General features: G+C 71.6%; 17 protein-coding genes. 12 read left to right on the plus strand and 5 right to left on the minus strand.

Annotation, left to right across the window (positions count from 1 at the left end):
• Positions 1-2: 2 nt before the first annotated feature.
• Positions 3-737: an ABC transporter ATP-binding protein gene (locus WME89_RS10805; RefSeq protein WP_437625069.1), complete on the plus strand. Its 735-nt coding sequence runs from the start codon at positions 3-5 to the stop codon at positions 735-737.
• On the opposite strand, the gene WME89_RS10810 is transcribed toward WME89_RS10805, so the two are convergent.
• From WME89_RS10810 to WME89_RS10820, 3 genes are all read right to left on the minus strand, one after another.
• Entirely contained in the window at positions 726-2,810 is a 2,085-nt protein-coding gene (locus WME89_RS10810) for a GMC family oxidoreductase N-terminal domain-containing protein (protein WP_438009135.1), read from the minus strand. The two genes, WME89_RS10805 and WME89_RS10810, sit on opposite strands and share 12 nt — an antisense overlap.
• A 122-nt stretch (positions 2,811-2,932) precedes the next feature.
• Positions 2,933-3,976, minus strand: coding sequence for an arginine N-succinyltransferase (locus WME89_RS10815; RefSeq protein WP_438009136.1), 1,044 nt, complete (start codon positions 3,974-3,976; stop codon positions 2,933-2,935).
• A gap of 162 nt (positions 3,977-4,138) precedes the next feature.
• Positions 4,139-4,915: a shikimate dehydrogenase gene (locus WME89_RS10820; RefSeq protein ID WP_438009137.1), complete on the minus strand. Its 777-nt coding sequence runs from the start codon at positions 4,913-4,915 to the stop codon at positions 4,139-4,141.
• A 194-nt stretch (positions 4,916-5,109) separates the two neighbouring features.
• Between WME89_RS10820 and lepB the strand changes: the two genes are divergently transcribed.
• Positions 5,110-5,766 carry a signal peptidase I gene (lepB, locus tag WME89_RS10825; protein WP_438009138.1) on the plus strand — a complete coding sequence of 219 codons (657 nt, stop codon included), beginning with the start codon at positions 5,110-5,112 and terminating at the stop codon, positions 5,764-5,766.
• Here lepB and ftsH read toward each other — a convergent pair.
• The gene (gene ftsH, locus WME89_RS10830) at positions 5,749-7,599 is read right to left on the minus strand and encodes an ATP-dependent zinc metalloprotease FtsH (protein ID WP_438009139.1); all 1,851 of its coding nucleotides are present in this window, start codon (positions 7,597-7,599) and stop codon (positions 5,749-5,751) included. The genes lepB and ftsH overlap by 18 nt on opposite strands.
• A 249-nt stretch (positions 7,600-7,848) precedes the next feature.
• Between ftsH and WME89_RS10835 the strand changes: the two genes are divergently transcribed.
• The 3 genes from WME89_RS10835 to WME89_RS10845 all read left to right on the plus strand — a co-directional run bounded on the left by WME89_RS10835 (position 7,849) and on the right by WME89_RS10845 (position 9,323).
• Complete coding sequence (locus WME89_RS10835; RefSeq protein WP_438009140.1) at positions 7,849-8,346, plus strand: hypothetical protein; 498 nt, start codon at positions 7,849-7,851, stop codon at positions 8,344-8,346.
• Between the two features lie 63 nt (positions 8,347-8,409).
• Positions 8,410-8,652, plus strand: a complete 243-nt coding sequence (locus tag WME89_RS10840; RefSeq protein WP_436626469.1) for a hypothetical protein — start codon at positions 8,410-8,412, stop codon at positions 8,650-8,652.
• A 2-nt stretch (positions 8,653-8,654) separates the two neighbouring features.
• On the plus strand, positions 8,655-9,323 hold the full coding sequence (locus tag WME89_RS10845) for a sigma-70 family RNA polymerase sigma factor (protein ID WP_438009141.1): 669 nt from the start codon (positions 8,655-8,657) through the stop codon (positions 9,321-9,323).
• 60 nt (positions 9,324-9,383) lie between these two features.
• Here the strand turns inward: WME89_RS10845 and WME89_RS10850 are convergent, their stop codons facing one another.
• A complete protein-coding gene (locus WME89_RS10850) occupies positions 9,384-9,806 on the minus strand; it encodes a hypothetical protein (protein ID WP_438009142.1) in 423 nt (140 codons plus the stop codon).
• A gap of 163 nt (positions 9,807-9,969) precedes the next feature.
• Here WME89_RS10850 and WME89_RS10855 point away from each other — a divergent pair, with 163 nt between their 5' ends.
• The 7 genes from WME89_RS10855 to tgt all read left to right on the plus strand — a co-directional run bounded on the left by WME89_RS10855 (position 9,970) and on the right by tgt (position 16,565).
• Positions 9,970-10,734: an SDR family oxidoreductase gene (locus WME89_RS10855; protein ID WP_436626472.1), complete on the plus strand. Its 765-nt coding sequence runs from the start codon at positions 9,970-9,972 to the stop codon at positions 10,732-10,734.
• Positions 10,735-11,058: 324 nt separating this feature from the next.
• Positions 11,059-11,271: a (2Fe-2S)-binding protein gene (locus WME89_RS10860; RefSeq protein WP_437625079.1), complete on the plus strand. Its 213-nt coding sequence runs from the start codon at positions 11,059-11,061 to the stop codon at positions 11,269-11,271.
• A gap of 193 nt (positions 11,272-11,464) precedes the next feature.
• Positions 11,465-11,935 (plus strand): bacterioferritin, encoded by a 471-nt coding sequence (gene bfr / locus WME89_RS10865; RefSeq protein ID WP_437652272.1) that lies wholly within the window; start codon positions 11,465-11,467, stop codon positions 11,933-11,935.
• A 210-nt stretch (positions 11,936-12,145) separates the two neighbouring features.
• Positions 12,146-13,501: a sigma-54-dependent transcriptional regulator gene (locus WME89_RS10870; protein ID WP_438009143.1), complete on the plus strand. Its 1,356-nt coding sequence runs from the start codon at positions 12,146-12,148 to the stop codon at positions 13,499-13,501.
• A gap of 404 nt (positions 13,502-13,905) precedes the next feature.
• Entirely contained in the window at positions 13,906-14,313 is a 408-nt protein-coding gene (locus WME89_RS10875) for a response regulator (RefSeq protein ID WP_437511585.1), read from the plus strand.
• 9 nt (positions 14,314-14,322) lie between these two features.
• Positions 14,323-15,447, plus strand: a complete 1,125-nt coding sequence (gene queA / locus WME89_RS10880; protein ID WP_438009144.1) for a tRNA preQ1(34) S-adenosylmethionine ribosyltransferase-isomerase QueA — start codon at positions 14,323-14,325, stop codon at positions 15,445-15,447.
• Positions 15,444-16,565 carry a tRNA guanosine(34) transglycosylase Tgt gene (gene tgt, locus WME89_RS10885; RefSeq protein WP_438009145.1) on the plus strand — a complete coding sequence of 374 codons (1,122 nt, stop codon included), beginning with the start codon at positions 15,444-15,446 and terminating at the stop codon, positions 16,563-16,565. Before queA ends, tgt begins: the two co-directional genes overlap by 4 nt.
• Positions 16,566-16,649 lie beyond the last annotated feature (84 nt).

Below are 16,649 nucleotides of genomic sequence, written 5' to 3' on the forward strand. Positions count from 1 at the left end.
CCATGTCCACTCCGCTCGTCGTCGTCGAAGACCTCCGCAAGACGTTCGTCCACATGGGGCGCGAGCTCCACGTGCTCTGCGGCATCGACATCGTCATCAACCAGGGCGAGGTCGTGGCGTTCGTGGGCCCCTCCGGCGCCGGCAAGAGCACGTTCCTCCACTGCATCGGCACGCTGGATCTCCCGACGAGCGGCCGCATCCGCCTCGGCAACGACGAGCTCACCGGGCTCCCGAGCTCGCGCCTCGCGGCGATCCGGAACCGGACGATCGGCTTCGTCTTCCAGTTCCACCACCTGCTCCCCGAGTTCAACGCGGTCGAGAACGTGATGATGCCGGGGCTCATCCAGGGGAAGACCCGCCGCGAGATGGAGCCGCTCGCGCGCTCGCTCCTGGCCGAGGTCGGGCTCGCGGAGCGCGCGACGCACCGGCCGGGGGAGCTGTCGGGCGGCGAGCAGCAGCGGGTGGCGCTGGCGCGGGCGCTCGTCCTGTCGCCGAAGCTCCTCCTCGCCGACGAGCCGACGGGGAACCTCGACACGGCGACGAGCGACTCGATCCACCAGCTGTTCTTCGAGATGAACCGCAAGCACGGCACCACGATCGTGGTGGTGACGCACAACCTCAGCTTCGCCGAGTCGATGCCGCGCGTGGTGACCATGCGCGACGGGGCCGTCGAGAGCGACCGCATCGGCAGCGAGCGCGCCGCCGCCATCGGGTACCGCGCCGGCTCAGCCGGATAGCCGCTCGCTCAGGAGCTCGGCCGCGCGCAGCGACATGGCCATGATGGTCATCTGCGGGTTCACGCCGAGCGACGAGGGGATCGCGCTCCCGTCGCACACGTAGAGCCCGGCGACGTCGTGCGCCTGGTGATCCAGCCCGAGGCACGACGTCCGCGGATCCACCCCGATACGGCACGTCCCGAGCGGGTGGAACGCGGCGATGTCCAGGTCCCCCGCCTTGATCTGCCGTGACCTGAGCCGCTCCAGGTCCGCGGGGCCGTTCACCTCGTCGCAGCCGGCGACGAGGGGCAGGACCCGGCGCGCCCCGGCGGCCAGGAACACCTCGGAGAGCAGCTCGATCCCGCGCTGCATCTTCGCGACGTCCTCGTCGTTCATCGTGTAGAGCACGAGCGGCGTGCCGCCGATCCCGGGCCTCACCTCTCCGCGGCTCGTGTCCTTGATCATGAACCCGAACGTCGCGAGGTGCGGATACCGCTCCATCAGCTCGGTGTAGCGGCGCCCCGTCCACGGCACGGCGAGCGCGGCGACGTCGAACGGCAGCGAGCCCCCCTCGAACATCAGCCCCTCGTCGGCGAAGTGGTCGATCTGGTAGCCCTGCGGGATGCCCTGCCACTGGTCGATCCGCTCATCGAAGAGCGCCATCACCTTGGACGCCGGGTGGATCGAGAGGTTCTTCCCCAGCATGCCGCTCGAGAGGCACGCGCCGCTCCGGCGCAGGAGCAGCGGCGTCATGAGCGCGCCGCCGGCCACCACGACCGCCTCCGCCCTGACCACGAGCCGCGGCCGCCGCCGTCCCTGTCTGCCCCCGCCGCCCGCGGCTCCGGCCCTCGTGTCGCCGCCGAGGACCGCCGTCGCGCCCCGCGCGCGCCCCGCCACGATGTCGATCGTCCTGACGCGCGCCGCGGTGATGAGCTGCGCGCCGCGCTTCAGCGCCTCGGGCACGTAGCTCACGTCGGTCGAGCGCTTCGCCCCCGTGGGGCAGCCGAAGCAGCAGATCCCCTGCCCATCGCAGTCCGGCGCGTTGCGCTGGAGCGGCCCGTGCCGCAGGCCGAGCCGCTCCGCGCCGCGCTGGACGATCGGCCCGATCGCCCCGAGGTGCAGCGGGTTGGCCGGGGCGACCTGGAGCATGCGCTCGACGCGCTCGTAGTAGGCGGCGAGCCCGTCCGACGAGAACTCCGCCGGCAGTCCCATGCCGTCTCGCCAGGACGCGAAGGTGCTCTCCGGCGCTCTGTAGCAGGTGCCGGAGTTGATCACGGTGCTCCCCCCGACGGCGCGCCCCGCGAACACCGGGATGCTCACGTTGCCGACCGCCATGTCGAGCCCGTGATCGCGGTACATGTCCCGGTACGCGCGCGCAGGCCGCCCGGTGAAGCTCGCGCGGCGGTGGTAGTCGCCCTCCTCGAGCATCAGCACCGCGTGCCCCCGCGACGCGAGCTCGTAGGCCGCGGCCGCCCCGCCGGCCCCGGTGCCGATCACGAGCACCTCGCACTCGAGCTCCAGGTCCTCCTCGACCTCGCGCCCGTTCGTCACCTGCGCCAGCCACCGGGGCTCCTCGTTGCGGACCGTGGGCAGCTCGTAGCGGCAGCCGACGTGCTGGAACATCTCGGGCCGGTCGTAGTGGAGGAACCGGAGCGGCGTGAGCACGGCGCGGAGCAGCGAGCGCAGGGTCCGCGCGCGGCTCTGCTCGAAGCCGCGGAGCACCTCCATCCGCTCCTCGAGCGGCAGCGCCGACAGCGGCCTGAGCCGGGTCGCCATCGGGGCGAGCTCCATCGCCCACAGCGCCGCGCGCAGCCCCTGCGCGAGGTGCGGCGGGATCGAGCAGAGCCAGCCCGCGAGGCGGCTGGCGGTCGCGGCGCCAGCGCCCTTGAGGAAGCGGCCGGGCGGCATGGCCGCCTCGGCGAGCGCGGCGGCGATGCGCCTCTCCCGCTCCGACAGCGCGGGCTCCGCGCCGCCCGCTGCTGCCACCGGCGCGCTCTCCGCGCCGCGCTCGTCCTGCGTCGCCGCCCCGGGCCGGAGCCCCCTCCGCTCCAGCGCGGGCAAGCGCCTGAAATCGAAGTCCAATCCCAGGGCCATGTCGTCGAACTCCCGTGTGAAAACTTCTGTTAATTCTGTAGCAACAGAATCGTCACGGAGCAAGGCGACCTGAGCCGCGGGGCGTGCGCATTCCAGATGAAGCGCGCAGGCGTCCGCGGCTGCTAGGGCATGGGCAGGACCCAGACCGGCGAGAGTGGCTGTAGGGCGAGGTGCTCCCAGGCGTCCTCGGCGATCGCGAGGCCGCGTGCCCCCTCATCGCGGAAGGACGCGGTGACCGCGCGGAAATAGGGGGGATCGGGGCGCTCGAGCGCGAGGATGCCCTTCGGGTCCGACGGGCTCGGCGAGAACGGGCGGCCCGCCTTCCCCTGGCGCGTGTCGCTCACGAGGGAGATCTCGTCCATGCGGGCGGTGAAGTGCGGCCCGCCGTCGAACGGATCGACCCGGTGGGCGTAGCGAAAGCCGATGCGTCGCAGGAGCTTCTCCACCCCTCGGGTCTGCGACCCTACCTTTCCGATCACGCGCTGCGCGTCCTCGGGCAGCAGCGAGGCGTAGAGGGTCCCCTCCGGGAAGAGGCCCTTGATGAACTCCTTGTTCTTCTTGGAGAGGAGGTCTGCGTCGGCATAGCTCATGTCGGTGAACTTGCGCCCGAGCGCCTCCCAGAGGTGGCTCGTGCCGTCCGGCTCGAGCGGGGGCATCAGCTCCGCGAGGATCTCCTCCTGGAAGAGCGCGGGGCGCGCGGCCATGTAGAGGAAGCGAACATAAGAGATCATGGTGCCGAGCCGCTCGGGCCCTTGCCGGTGGGCTGGCATGAGCACGAGTCCACCGATCTCGGTGGGGCCGTTGTACGAGTAGCCGATGCGCAGCACCGTATGGTGAAAGTGCTTGTCGATCGTGGCCGAGTATTTCTCCTCGTCGAGCACGTCGAAGAAGATGTACGGGATGCCGCGCCGCCCGAGCTGCGCGATGATCATCGACGTCCCGACGATCGTCCCCTTGCCGCCCTTCGTCAGATCGACGAGCACGAAGACGTATTGGCGGAGGCGAGGGTCCTGGATCGCCCCGCTGAAACTCTTGTGGCTCTCGGCGACGATCTCGTGGATTGCGTCACGGTTGTTCGGCAGGTTGACCGAGTTCAGGTGGCGCGCGACATCGAGGAGTTGCTCCTCGTCGCCGGTCACGGCTGCGCGTATTTCGAACGAGATCATCGCCTGAAGACTACGCGTGGCGCTCGCCCTTCGCCATTGCTCCGGAGGGGACGCGCGAGGCGCAGCGAGGCGCAGCGAGGCGTACGACAGAGCTCGCCGCGCGTCTCACGCCGGCTGGCGGCGCCTGGCGCGGACGGCGCGACCGAGCCCGGCGGCGGCGCATCAGCCGAGCTGAGCGCGCAGCGCCTCATCCATGGCGTCGAGCGGCGGCTCGTGCCCGGTGTACAGCCGGAACTGCTCTGCCGCCTGGTGGAGGAGCATCCTCCCGCCGTGAACGGCGCTCGCGCCGCGCCGCCGCGCCGCCTCCACGAGCTCCGTGACCATCGGCTTGTACACGATGTCCATGACCAGGAGATCCTCCCGGAGCCCCTCCTCCGCGACGGGGCTCCGCGGGTCGACCTCGGCCATGCCGCGCGACGTGGCGTTGACGAGGACGCCGTGCTCGGGCGAGAGCGCCCCGCCGTCGAGGGGCACGGCCGTCCCGCCGACCGCCGCGGCGAGCTGCCGTGCCTTCTCGAGGTCGCGGTTCGCGACCGTGACGGTCGCGCCGCGCTCCGCCAGCCCGAACGCGACAGCGCGCGCCGCGCCGCCGGCGCCGAGGAGCAGCACCCGCGCGCCCCCGAGCTGCGTCACCTCCTCGAGCGCCCGCACGGCGCCGATCCAGTCGGTGTTGTAACCCCGGAGGCGCCCGTCCTCGTTGACGATCGTGTTCACCGCGCCGATCCGCGCGGCGACCGGGTCGATCTCGTCCAGTAGTGGAATTACCGCCTGCTTGTAGGGCATCGACACACCGAGGCCGCGGATTCCGAGCGCCCGCATCCCGCGCGTCGCGCCTTCAACATCGGTCACCGCAAAAGGGATATAGGTAAAGTCGAGCCCCAGCGCGCTGTAGCCGGCGAGGTGCATCGCGGCACCTGTCGATACCGGATGAAGCGACATTGATCCGCAGAGTGTGAGGCGGCCCAGACCTCGGGAGAATGGTGCAGTAGATGAAGTACAGCGGTGCATGCGGCGAAGCTGGCCTGTCTCGCGCGCGGATGCTAGCCCCGGCGGAGATGAGCGATCCCGGCTCCCCCCGGCCGGCGGCGGAGGCTGCGACAGCGTGCCTCGAGCCCGCGAAGGCCGGCCTGTTCGTGCCCCGATCCGAACGCGCGTTCGCGCGGCGCGCTTACCAGACGGTCGCGCCGTTCGCGCGTGGCCTCCTCAAGCTGCTCGCGGCCCTCGCGATCCTCACGCTCGGTCGCTCGACCCTCGCGGACCAGTACCATGTGCCCACCGGCTCGATGTGGCCGACGATCGCCCCGGGCGACCGCATCCTGGTCGACAAGGTCGCCTACGGGGTCCGCGTCCCGCTCACGCATCGCACCCTGTTCGACCGCAGCGGGCCGAGCGCCGGCGACGTGGTGCTCTTCGCCGATCCGCGCGGCGGCTCCACCCTCCTCGTCAAGCGGGTGATCGCGCTCCCCGGCCAGACGGTGATGCTCCGGGACGGCGTGCTGTATGTCGACGGCGCTGCGCAGCAGGTGGAGCAGCTCGGCGACGGCTCGCGCGTGGAGCACCTCGGCCCGGTCACGCACGCCGCGGGCGAGCCTGACTTCGCCGCGTTCGGGCCGGTCGTCGTGCCGCCGGACCACCTGTTCGTGATGGGCGACAACCGCGCCGCCTCGCTCGACAGCCGGATGATGGGGGCGGTGCCGCGGGAGCTCGTCCGCGGCCGCGTGCTCCGCGTGGTCTATCACCACGACGCCGCGGGCTTCGACATGTCCCGCGCGCTACGGAGCGTCGACTGAGCACGCGCTCGCCGCTCCGCCGCTCGCCATCATCGCCCTGAGCTCATCGCCGCTCAGGGTCTCCACCTCGTAGAGCCGGGCGGCGATGCGCTCGAGCTCCGCGCGGTGCGCGTGGATCATCGCGCGCGCCCGCGCCTCCGCGTCCGCGAGGAGCCGCGCGACCTCCGCGTCGACCTCGCGCGCGGTCGCGTCGCTGCACTCCCGCGGCCCCGCGCCCGCGGGCGGCCCGCCCCGCGCCTCGTCGAGGAACGACAGCTGCCGGCGCGGCTCCAGCGCCGAGAGCCCCACCCCCTGGCCCATCCCGAGCTCGCGCACCATGCGCCGCGCGAGCTCCGTCGCGTTCAGCAGATCGTCCTGCGCGCCGGTCGACACGTCCCCGACGGCCTCTTCCTCGGCGACGCGCCCTCCGAGCAGCACGACCAGCCTGTCGAGGATCTCCTGCCGGCTCCACAGGTAACGGTCCTCGCGCGGCTGCTGCATCGTGTACCCGAGCGCCCCCGGCCCGCGCGGCACCACGGACACCTTGCGCACCGGGTCCTGCGTCGGCAGCAGCGTGGCCGCCAGCGCGTGCCCCACCTCGTGGTAGGCGACCACCAGCTTCTCGCGCGCGCCGAGCCGCCGCCCGCGCCGCTCGAGCCCCGCTACCCCGCGCTCGACCGCGGCCTCCAGGTCGCTCTGCCCCACCGCGGCCGCCCTGCGCCGCGCCGCGAGCAGCGCCGCCTCGTTGACGATGTTCGCGAGATCCGCGCCGACGAGCCCGGCGGTCTGCGCCGCCATGGCGTCGAGATCGGCGCCCGGGTCGAGCGCCACCTTCTTCGCGTGCACCGCGAGGATCTCCTTCCGCTCGCCGAGGTCGGGCCTGTCGACGTGCACCCGGCGGTCGAAGCGCCCCGCCCTGAGCAGCGCTGGATCGAGGATCTCGGCGCGGTTCGTCGCGGCGATCACGACCATGGCCGTGCGCGCGTCGAACCCGTCCAGCTCGGTCAGGAGCTGGTTGAGCGTCTGCTCGCGCTCGTCGTGCCCGCCGACGGAGCCGCCCAGGCCTCGGGCCTTGCCGACCGCGTCGAGCTCGTCGATGAACACGATGCAGGGCCCCTTCTCGCGCGCCTGGGAGAACAGATCGCGCACGCGCGCGGCGCCGACGCCGACGAACATCTCCACGAACTCCGACCCGCACGCGCTGAAGAAGGGGACGCTCGCCTCGCCCGCGATCGCTCGCGCGAGCAGCGTCTTGCCGGTGCCGGGCGGGCCCACGAGGAGCACCCCCCTGGGCATCCGGCCGCCGAGCTTCTCGTACCGCTCCGGCGTCTTCAGGAAGTCGACGATCTCGCCGAGCTCGGCCTTCGCCTCGGCGCTGCCGGCCACATCGCGAAACGTCGCCGCCGACCCCTGCGCCTCGTAGACCCGCGCCCGGTTCTTGCCGAAGGTGGTCGCCGTGTTCGGAACGTTCCCCGCCGTGGTCGCCCGGCGCGAGGCGAGCTGGACCGCCGCGACCAGCCCGGCGAACGGCAGCACCAGCCAGAGGTACGGCAGGAGCCCTCGCCCGTCCGCGACGCGCGTGTACGGGACCCTGCGCCGGTCGAGAGCCGCGAGCAGATCCTTCTCGGTCTGCTCGATGCGCCCCGTGCGGTAGCTCTGCTGCGCGTGCGAGCTCAGGCCGGACGCCGCCCGCCCGATGTACACGTCGTCCTGGATCTCGACCTCGGCGAGCTCCCCGCTCTCCGCGAGCGCGCGGAAACGCGCGTACGGAATGCGGCTGTCGGAGGCCATCACCACCTGAATCAGCAGCGCCGATCCGAGCATCAGGACGAGAACAATCCAGAGCGACCGCATGCGCGCGCCTCCGCGCGGACAGGCGACTTCGCCGGCAAGCCCGGCCTGTCGCCACGGTGCGCCCTGCACGGAGCCTGCCAAGGCGGTCCGTGCACCTCCGGGGAACGTCGGGATCGATCGATGGCCGCCCGCCCCGCTTCACCGCCTCACAGCACCGCTTCACAGATTCACAGGGCCGAGCACGTCCGGCGCGGCATGGACGCACGCCGCGAACCGATCAACCCTTGTCGGATGGGGAGAGCTCTTGTCTTGATCACTGGTCCCGTATCGATGTTGCTGCTCGCGTGCGCCGGAGCGCCGCCGCCTCCGGCCGAGCAGCCCGAGCCCGAGCGGCAGGAAGAGCCCGCGGAGAGCGTGGAGCCCACGCCAGAGGCCGCCCCGAGCGCCGAGGCGCCGGCGGCCGACGCGGCGCCGGCCTCGACGTCCGCAGCGCCGCGGCGAGACGACTCCGTGCCGGACGACTACTCGCTCATGCACGGCGACTGCGTCGAGCTCGGCAAGAAGCTCACGGTGCTCACGCGCACGGAGCAGGTCGGGGCGCTGAGCGCCAAGCTCACGCCGGAGCAGCGCGGCGAGACCGAGAAGAAGATCGATGTCGTCGCAGCCAAGCTGGGCGATCAGTACGCGAACATGTGCGAGCAGAACGTCGGCAAGCACGTGGATCCCGGGTCGCTCAAGTGCGCGTTCGACGCGCGGACCGTCCAGGCCTTCGAGGCCTGCCTCAACGCGTCGCCGCCGCCCAGGTGACGCGCCCGCGGCCCGGCGCGCGCCGGGTGACGGCGCGCTCGATGCGGATATAATGCCGCGCCCATGGACGCTTCGCTCCTCGATGACCCCTGGATCGCCGCTCAGGTCGACGCCGCCGTGGCGCCGTACGTGGACCGCCTGCCGGCGCACGAGGTCGCGTGGATGCGCGAGCAGCTCGCGGAGGTCTTGCTGCACGACGAGGAGGCGATCCGCCTCCTCCGGCGCGCGCACCCGCGCGAGGTCGACGAGAGCGGCGAGCGGGCCTTCGGGGTTCTCGGCGCCGCCGGCCGCGCCAAGGCGGGGTAGCCGTGCGCGCTCCGGAGGACCGGCTGATCGCCGAGGGGCTCGAGCTGCTGCACCTGGTCGCGAAGCGCATCGCGCGCCGCCTGGGACGCCGCATCCCGGTCGAGGATCTGGTCGCGCTCGGGCACCCGGCGCTGCTCGACGTGGCGCGGACGTACGACCCGGGTCGGTCCACGTTCGAGGCGTACGCCAAGCGGAAGATCCGGTGGGCGATCTTCGACGGCATCCGGCGGGAGACGCGCTGGCGTTCCGCGGCCGCGCGCGCCAGCGCGCTCGCCGCGTCGGCGCGGTTCGCGGAGGGGCGCGGGGCGGACGATGACGCCGACGCGCCTGCCACGCAGGAGGCCTACGCCGCGCGGCTCGGCGGCCTGCTCGCCGGGCACGCGGCCGCGATGGCGCTCGGCCTGGTCTCGGCCCACGGGGATGTCGCTGCGGTCCCCGACGCCGCGGACAGCCCCGAGGAGTGCGCCTCGCGCGCCCAGCTCGCGCAGTTCGTGCGCGACGCCGTGCGCGAGCTCCCCGAGCGCGAGCGCGCCCTCGTGGAGCGCCACTACTTCGACGGCGAGCGCTTCGATCAGATCGCGCAGGATCTCGGGATCAGCAAGAGCTGGGCGAGCCGCCTGCACAGCCAGGCCATCGAGCGGCTCGGCGATCGTCTGCGCGGAGCGCGCTGATCGCGCGGCGCGGGTGCATCGCCCTTCGTTGATGGTTGTTCGTTGGCGGATGGGCGGCGGTTACCGCTGCCGGCTCTGGACCGAGCGGAGGTAGGGGGCCCGCTCCTCGTCGCTGACCGCCTCGTTGCTGATCACCCGGTGGTCGCGCGGCATGAAGTTCACGAGCCGGACCATCATGTGGTCCTTCGCGACGGTCATCGTCCCCTTGCGGCGGAGCTCCGCGGCCTCCTGGAAGGTCTGCACCTTGGGATCGTAGGCGATCATGTGCAGGTCTCGCCCGAACGGCTGGGGCAGGTCCTCCACCTCGACGATCTTGTAGATGCGGATCCCTCCGCTCCTCTCGGTGGCCGCGACAACGGCGCCGACGACGAGATCCTTGCCCGTCGGATCGGAGGTTTCGGGGACAGGGGGCGCGCGGTCACAGGCCGGCGCGAGCGTCAGGGTGCCGGCGCACACGGCGACGGCGAGCGCGATCGACCTCATGGGCGCTGAATAACATCGATGCGACCCGGTGCAAGCGGCTAGCTGCCAGGACGCGGGCGCGCCCGCGCGCCGCAACGTCTCCCGCGGCCTCGCTGGCTCGTGGTAGACGGCGCGCTCCGAGGTTCGGGACAGCGATCGGGAGCGATCCCTGGAGGAATGCGATATGCGACTCGAGGACACGAAGTTTGTGGTCACAGGCGCCGCCCAGGGACTGGGGCGCCACTATGCGCTGCGGCTCGCGGAGCTCGGGGGCCAGGTCGCCGCGGGCGACGTGAACGAGGAGGGGCTCGCGTCGCTCGTCGAGGCAGGCAAGGACCTCCCCGGGAAGATCCATGCGCGGCCGTTCAACGTGGCGGTGGAGGCGGAGGTCGAGGCGTTCGTCCGCTTCGCGCACGAGGCGATGGGGGGCCTGAACGGCCTCGTGAACAACGCCGGCATCCTGCGCGACGGGCTGCTCGTCAAGAAAGATCGCCAGACGGGGGCGGTCGTCAAGCTGAGCGCCGCGCAGTGGCAGGCCGTGATCGACGTCAACCTGACGGGCGCCACGCTCATGGTCCGCGAGGTCGTCGCGAAGATGGTCGAGACCGAGCAGAAGGGCGTCATCGTCAACATCAGCTCCATCGCGCGCCACGGCAACCGCGGCCAGTCGAACTACACGGCCGCGAAGAGCGCGCTCGCGGCGAACACGAAGACCTGGGCGCTCGAGTTCGCGCCGTTCGGCATCCGCGTCGGCGCCGTCGCGCCGGGCATGATCGAGACGCCGATGACCCAGGGCATGCACCAGAAGGCCCGCGACGCCCTGGTCGCCATGATCCCCGTCGGCCGCATCGGCGTGCCCGAGGACATCTGGCAGGCCGTGCGCTTCGTGATCGAGTGCGAGTACTTCAACGGCCGCTGCATCGACGTCGACGGCGGCCTCACGATGTGACGCCCCCGGCGCCCTCGTCCGCGGCCCGCGCCCTCGTCCGCGCCCCCGGCGCCCGCGCCCCCCGCGCCCCCCGCGCCCCCGGCGCCCGCGCCCCCGCGCCTCGCCGGCGCTCGTCCCGGGGCTTCCTCCGCCAGCCAACCCAGCGGGCCCACGCCCCATTTCCTGCCCGACGCTTCGTTCCGCCCGCGCCCCCGGCGCGCTCGACCCGGGAGGCGCAAGGCAGCGCAGAGGATCCGCCCAGAGAACGTTCCTGCTTGACGCGTCGATATTGAAAGCTATGTTCAATATCAATCCTAGTCGTCAACGTAGCCGGGGGTCTGCAGCATGTACGTGTGCCTCTGCATGGGCGTCTGTGATCGAGAGATTCGCGAAGCGATGAACGAGGGGGCTTGCTCCGTTTCGCAGGTGATGGATTGCACGGGCGCTGGCACGCGGTGCGGCTCCTGCCGTCCGACGATCGCCAAGCTCGTCGGCGAGGATGAGGCCGTCGCTCCGCCGCGGCGCCTGACCATGGCGCCGGTCTCCAGCGCAGCCTGATTCTCCGGGCGTTCTCCGATCGCGCCTCGGCTTCGCCGGGGAGGCGGCCGGTGTCGCCGCGCGTTTGCTTCGAAATTTCTTGCGCACTTGCGTCGACCTTGCGCATTTGACCTGGGCGCTGGCGCTCCAGCCGGCGCCGCCACGCCTGCATGGGGCGAGGCGAGCACGACAGGCACGAGCGCGAGAGGATGCGATGAAGGGTGCGAAAGATGTCATCGACGCGTTGAACGAGGTGCTCGCGGGAGAGCTCGTCGCGATCAACCAGTACTTCCTTCACGCGAAGATGTGCGCGAACTGGGGCTTCGTCACCCTCGCCGCGAACAGCCGCGCCGAGTCGATCGACGAGATGAAGCACGCGGACGCGATCATCGATCGCATCCTCTTCCTGGAGGGGCTGCCCAACCTGCAGCGCCTGGACACCCTTCACATCGGGCAGACCGTGCCGGAGCAGTTCAAGAGCGACCTCGAGCTCGAGTACCACGCGGTCAAGCGGCTCAACACGGCGATCGCCCTCTGCCGCGACAAGGGCGATCGCACCACCGAGGAGCTCCTGGCCAAGATCCTCGTGTCCGAGGAGGAGCACATCGACTGGCTCGAGACGCAGATCGGGCTGATCGAGAAGCTCGGCGAGACCGCCTACCTGTCCCAGCAGATCCGCAAGTAGGGTAGGGTAGGGGTCGCACCCGCTCCGCTGGCGCGCCCCGCGGGCCTCCTGGCGGCGGGGGTCGTGCTTGACGTACGATACGCTGGACGCATGTCCAAGACGCCGCGGACGACCGCGCTCGCGCGGTGTTGCGCCAGCTCGGCGCGCGTCGGTCGTGATCGTCGCGCCGCTCTCGTTCCCACGGGAGGATGAGGGCGGCGGGGGAAATCCATGTCGAAGATTCTTGTCGTCGATGACCAGCGGAACATGCGGACCACGCTCGCGATGATGCTGCGTGGCGCCGGGTACGAGGTCGATGAAGCGGCGGACGGCAGCCAGGGGGCCGACCTGGGCGCCAAGGGCGCGTACGACGCCGTGCTCACCGACCTGCGGATGGGCGGCTTCGACGGGATCGGCGTGCTGCGCGCGGTGAAGGAGTCGAACGCGAACACCGAGGTCATCGTGATGACCGCGTACGGCACCATCGAGAGCGCGGTCGAGGCGATGCGGCTCGGCGCCTTCGACTACATCCAGAAGCCGTTCTCGGAGCAGGAGCTCCTCGTGAAGGTGGAGCGCGCGGTCCAGAACCGGAAGCTCACCGGCGAGGTGCAGCTGCTCGCCAGCGAGTTCAAGGAGCGGTACCGGTTCGAGAACATCGTGGGCCGCTCGCAGGCGGTCCGCGAGGTGCTGGGCCGGATCGTGAAGGTCGCGCCGACCGACGCGACGGTGCTCATCACCGGCGAGAGCGGCACCGGCAAGGAGCTGGTCGCCAAGGCCATCCACGCGAACAGCAAGCGCGCGGACCGCATGTTCGTGCCGGTGAACTGCGCCGCGATCAGCGAGACGCTCCTCGAGAGCGAGCTGTTCGGCCACGCGCGCGGCTCGTTCACGGGCGCGATCTCGGCGCGCAAGGGGCTGTTCGAGGAGGCCGACGGGGGCACGTTCTTCTTCGACGAGATCGCCGAGACCCCGCTCACCTTCCAGGCGAAGCTGCTCCGCGCGATCCAGGAGAACGAGATCCGCAGGGTGGGAGAGAACAAGCCCATCCACGTCGACGTACGCATCATCGCCGCGACGAACCAGGAGCTCCTGGCCGCCGTCTCGGAGAAGCGGTTCCGCCAGGATCTCTACTACCGGCTGAACGTCGCGCGCTTCGTGCTCCCGCCGCTGCGCTCGCGGCGCGAGGACATCCCGATCCTCTGGGAGTTCTTCCTGGAGAAGTACAACCGGAAGATGACCTGTCGCGCCCGCGCCGCGGACGGCGTCGTCGAGGCGCTGATGCAGTACGACTTCCCCGGCAACATCCGCGAGCTCGAGAACATGGTCGAGCAGGCGGTCGCCCTCTCGGGCGGCGGTGTCATCAGCGTCGACGACGTGCTGCCCGCCGCGGTGCAGCCGAAGCGGCCGCCGGAAGGCGGCGGCAGGCTGCTCGCCGACGTGGTCGACTGCGCGGAGCGGCAAGCCATCGAGGCGGCGCTGCGGGAGTGCGACGGCAGCCGGGAGCGCGCCGCCGAGGTGCTCGGGATCAGCGCGACCACCCTGTGGCGCAAGATGACCCGCCTCGCGATCACCTATCCCCCGGGCTGAGCCAGCGCGCTCCCCCGCGCCGGCCGGGCTGCGCGACCGCCTTGGCGGTCAGGGTCAGCCGCACGTACCCGCGGGGTACAGCAAGCGCGAACCGCCGTGCCCAGCGGACCCGTGCGCGCCAGGCTCAGCAGCTGCCTGCCCACCAGGCTCAGCAGAAAGCTGCCCGCCCACCTTCATCCGGCACGTACCTGCCGCCACGGCAAGCCACCTGCCTCAGCAGCAAATCAGGGCAGCTAGCCCACGATGGATTGCATCTATGCAATGGGGGAGCGTCGGGATTTGCCTTAGTGCAATGGGGCAGGTGATGTAGACTGTGTTCTTCTGTTTCACTTTGGCGTCGGGGACCGCAACGCGGTGATTCGGTAGCTTGGCCCGGCAGTTGCTAAACGGGTAGGGCGTATTGGATGGCGGCGCGCGCCGCAGGAGGACGCTTAATGGCCTGCATGCTGATCGTGGACGGTGAGAATTCCCAGCGTCGCGCTCTTTCGGCTGGGCTGAGCGTCGAGGGGTTCGAGGTCGCGTTCGCCGCCTCGTTCCAGGATGCGCTGCGCATCCTCGGCTCGTCTCCGGTCGACGTGGCCATGATCGACCTGATGATGCCGGACCTGAACGGCCTCGAGCTGGCCCGCCACATCCGGCGCGCTTTCCCGAGGGTACGCGTCGTGCTCTCCAGCGCGTATCACCTCTCCGCGCGCCAGGTCGAGCGCGCCGACTGCGGCGCCGTGGCCTTCGTCCCGAAGCCGTACAAGGTCGGCGAGATCTGTCGCTTCCTTCGCTCCAAGACGAGCGTGCACTCGCCCGCGTCGTGCTAGTAGCGCGGCGTGCGCTGCGAGCTGCTCGACTACGAACTCCCTGAGGCGCTCATCGCGTCGCGGCCCCCCGAGGAGCGGGACGGCGCGAGGCTCCTCCTGGTCGATCGAGGGCGCGGCGCCGGCGAGGTCGAGCACGGCGCGATCCGCGAGCTCGACCGGTACATCGCGCGCGGCGCGCTCGTCATCGTCAACGACACGAGGGTCGTCCCCGCTCGCCTGTTCGGCAAGAAGCGCGGCACTGGCGGGCAGGTCGAGCTCTTCCTCCTGCACCGGCTGGACGATGCGCCGGCCGCCGGGGAGGACCTCGCCGCGGGGCCGCGGGAGAGCGCGGCGCGCCCCGAGCGCTGGCGCGCGATGGGGCGCGCTTCGAAGCCGATCCGCCCGGGCGCGGTGCTCGATCTCGAGCGCGACGGGGCGCTGATGGCGGAGGTGCTGGAGCGCGCGGACGACGGCGTGCTCACGGTGCTGCTCTCGTCGCCGGCGGGGCTGTCCATCGCCGCTGCGATCGAGGCGTACGGGCACGTGCCGCTCCCTCCCTACCTCGGCCGCGGCGACGACGCGGCCGATCGCGAGCGGTACCAGACCATCTTCGCCCGCGTCCCGGGCGCGGTCGCCGCGCCCACCGCGGGCCTCCACCTCTCGCCCGCCCTCGTCGAGCGGCTCCGCGCGAACGAGGTCGAGATCGCGAGCGTCACGCTGCACGTCGGGCTCGGCACGTTCCAGCCGGTCACCGTCGACGACCTCGATCAGCACCCGATGCACGCCGAGGTCTACTCGGTCCCGGAGGCGACCGCCGACGCTGTCGCGCGAGCGCGCCAGCGCGGCGCGCCGGTGGTCGCGGTCGGCACCACGGTGGTGCGCGCGCTCGAGACCGCCGCCGATCCGGCGCGCGCCGGCCTCGTGCGGGCGCAGTCCGGCGAGACGCGCCTCCTGATCCAGCCTGGCTACCGGTTCCGCGTCGTCGACGCGCTGCTGACGAACTTCCATCTGCCGCGCTCGACGCTGCTCGCGCTGGTGTTCGCCTTCGCCGGCCGCGAGCGCGCGCAGCTCGCGTACCGCGCGGCGATCGACGCCGGATACCGCTTCTATTCTTACGGTGACGCCATGTTGATCCGCGGAGCGAGCGCGCCATGAGCCGGACGCCTGACTTCTCCTTCTCCGAGCTGGCTCGGGACGGTCACGCCCGCACGGGCGTGCTGTCCACGCCGCACGGCGAGGTCCTGACGCCGACGTTCATGCCGGTCGGCACCCAGGGCAGCGTGAAGACGCTGACCCCCGGCGAGGTGGCGGCGACCGGCGCGAGGATCGTCCTCGGCAACACGTACCACCTGTGGCTCCGCCCAGGGCCCGAGCTCGTCGCGCAGCTCGGCGGGCTGCACGCGTTCTCGCGGTGGCCGCACGCGATGCTCACGGACTCCGGTGGCTTCCAGGCCTTCTCGCTCGCCGAGCGGCGCACCCTCGTCGAGGACGGCTTCGTGTTCCGCTCGCACCTCGACGGCGCGCGCAAGGCGCTCACGCCCGAGGTCGCGATGGAGGTGCAGGGGCTGCTGGGGGCCGACATCGCGATGCAGCTCGACGTGTGCCCGCCCGGCGGCGCGCCGCTCGCGGAGGTCGAGGAGGCATGCCGACTGACGACGCGCTGGGGGAAGCGCTGCCTCGCCGCCAAGCGCCCCACCCAGGCGCTCTTCGGCATCGTGCAGGGCGGCACCTCGGTCGCCCTGCGCACGGCGCACGCGGACGAGCTCGGCGCCCTGCCGTTCGACGGGCTCGCCCTGGGCGGCTTCTCCGTGGGCGAGCCGATCGCGATGATGCACGAGGTCGTCGCGCAGATCGCCCCGCACCTCGACCCGGCGCGCCCCCGCTACCTCATGGGCGTGGGGACGCCGCTCGACCTTGTCCACGCCATCGGCGCCGGCGTCGACATGTTCGACTGCGTGCTCCCCACCCGGAACGCCCGCAACGGGCAGGCGCTCACGCAGCGCGGCAAGATCGTCATCAAGCAGGCGCGCTACAAGGACGACGCATCGCCGCTCGACCCGACCTGCGCCTGCCCGACCTGCGCCGGGGGCTACAGCCGCGCGTACCTGAGGCACCTCTACATGGCGGGCGAGATCCTGGTGCTGCGCCTGCTGACGGAGCACAACCTCCACCTGTACGGCCGCCTCATGCGCGAAGCGCGCGCGGCCATCGCCGAGCAGCGGTACACGGCGTTCGCCCGCGCGTGGCTCGGCGCCCCCGACGCAAGCGAGTGACCCTACATCGTCGCCATTCGGTCCTGGCCGCGCTCGGGGCCGGCGCGGGGCGGCGCCCTCGCCGGCGGGCGCAACGTCCGCGCT

Origin of the sequence: Sorangium sp. So ce321 (genome assembly GCF_051530195.1) — a bacterium.
In the GTDB taxonomy this organism is placed as follows: Bacteria; Myxococcota_A; Polyangia; order Polyangiales; family Polyangiaceae; genus Sorangium.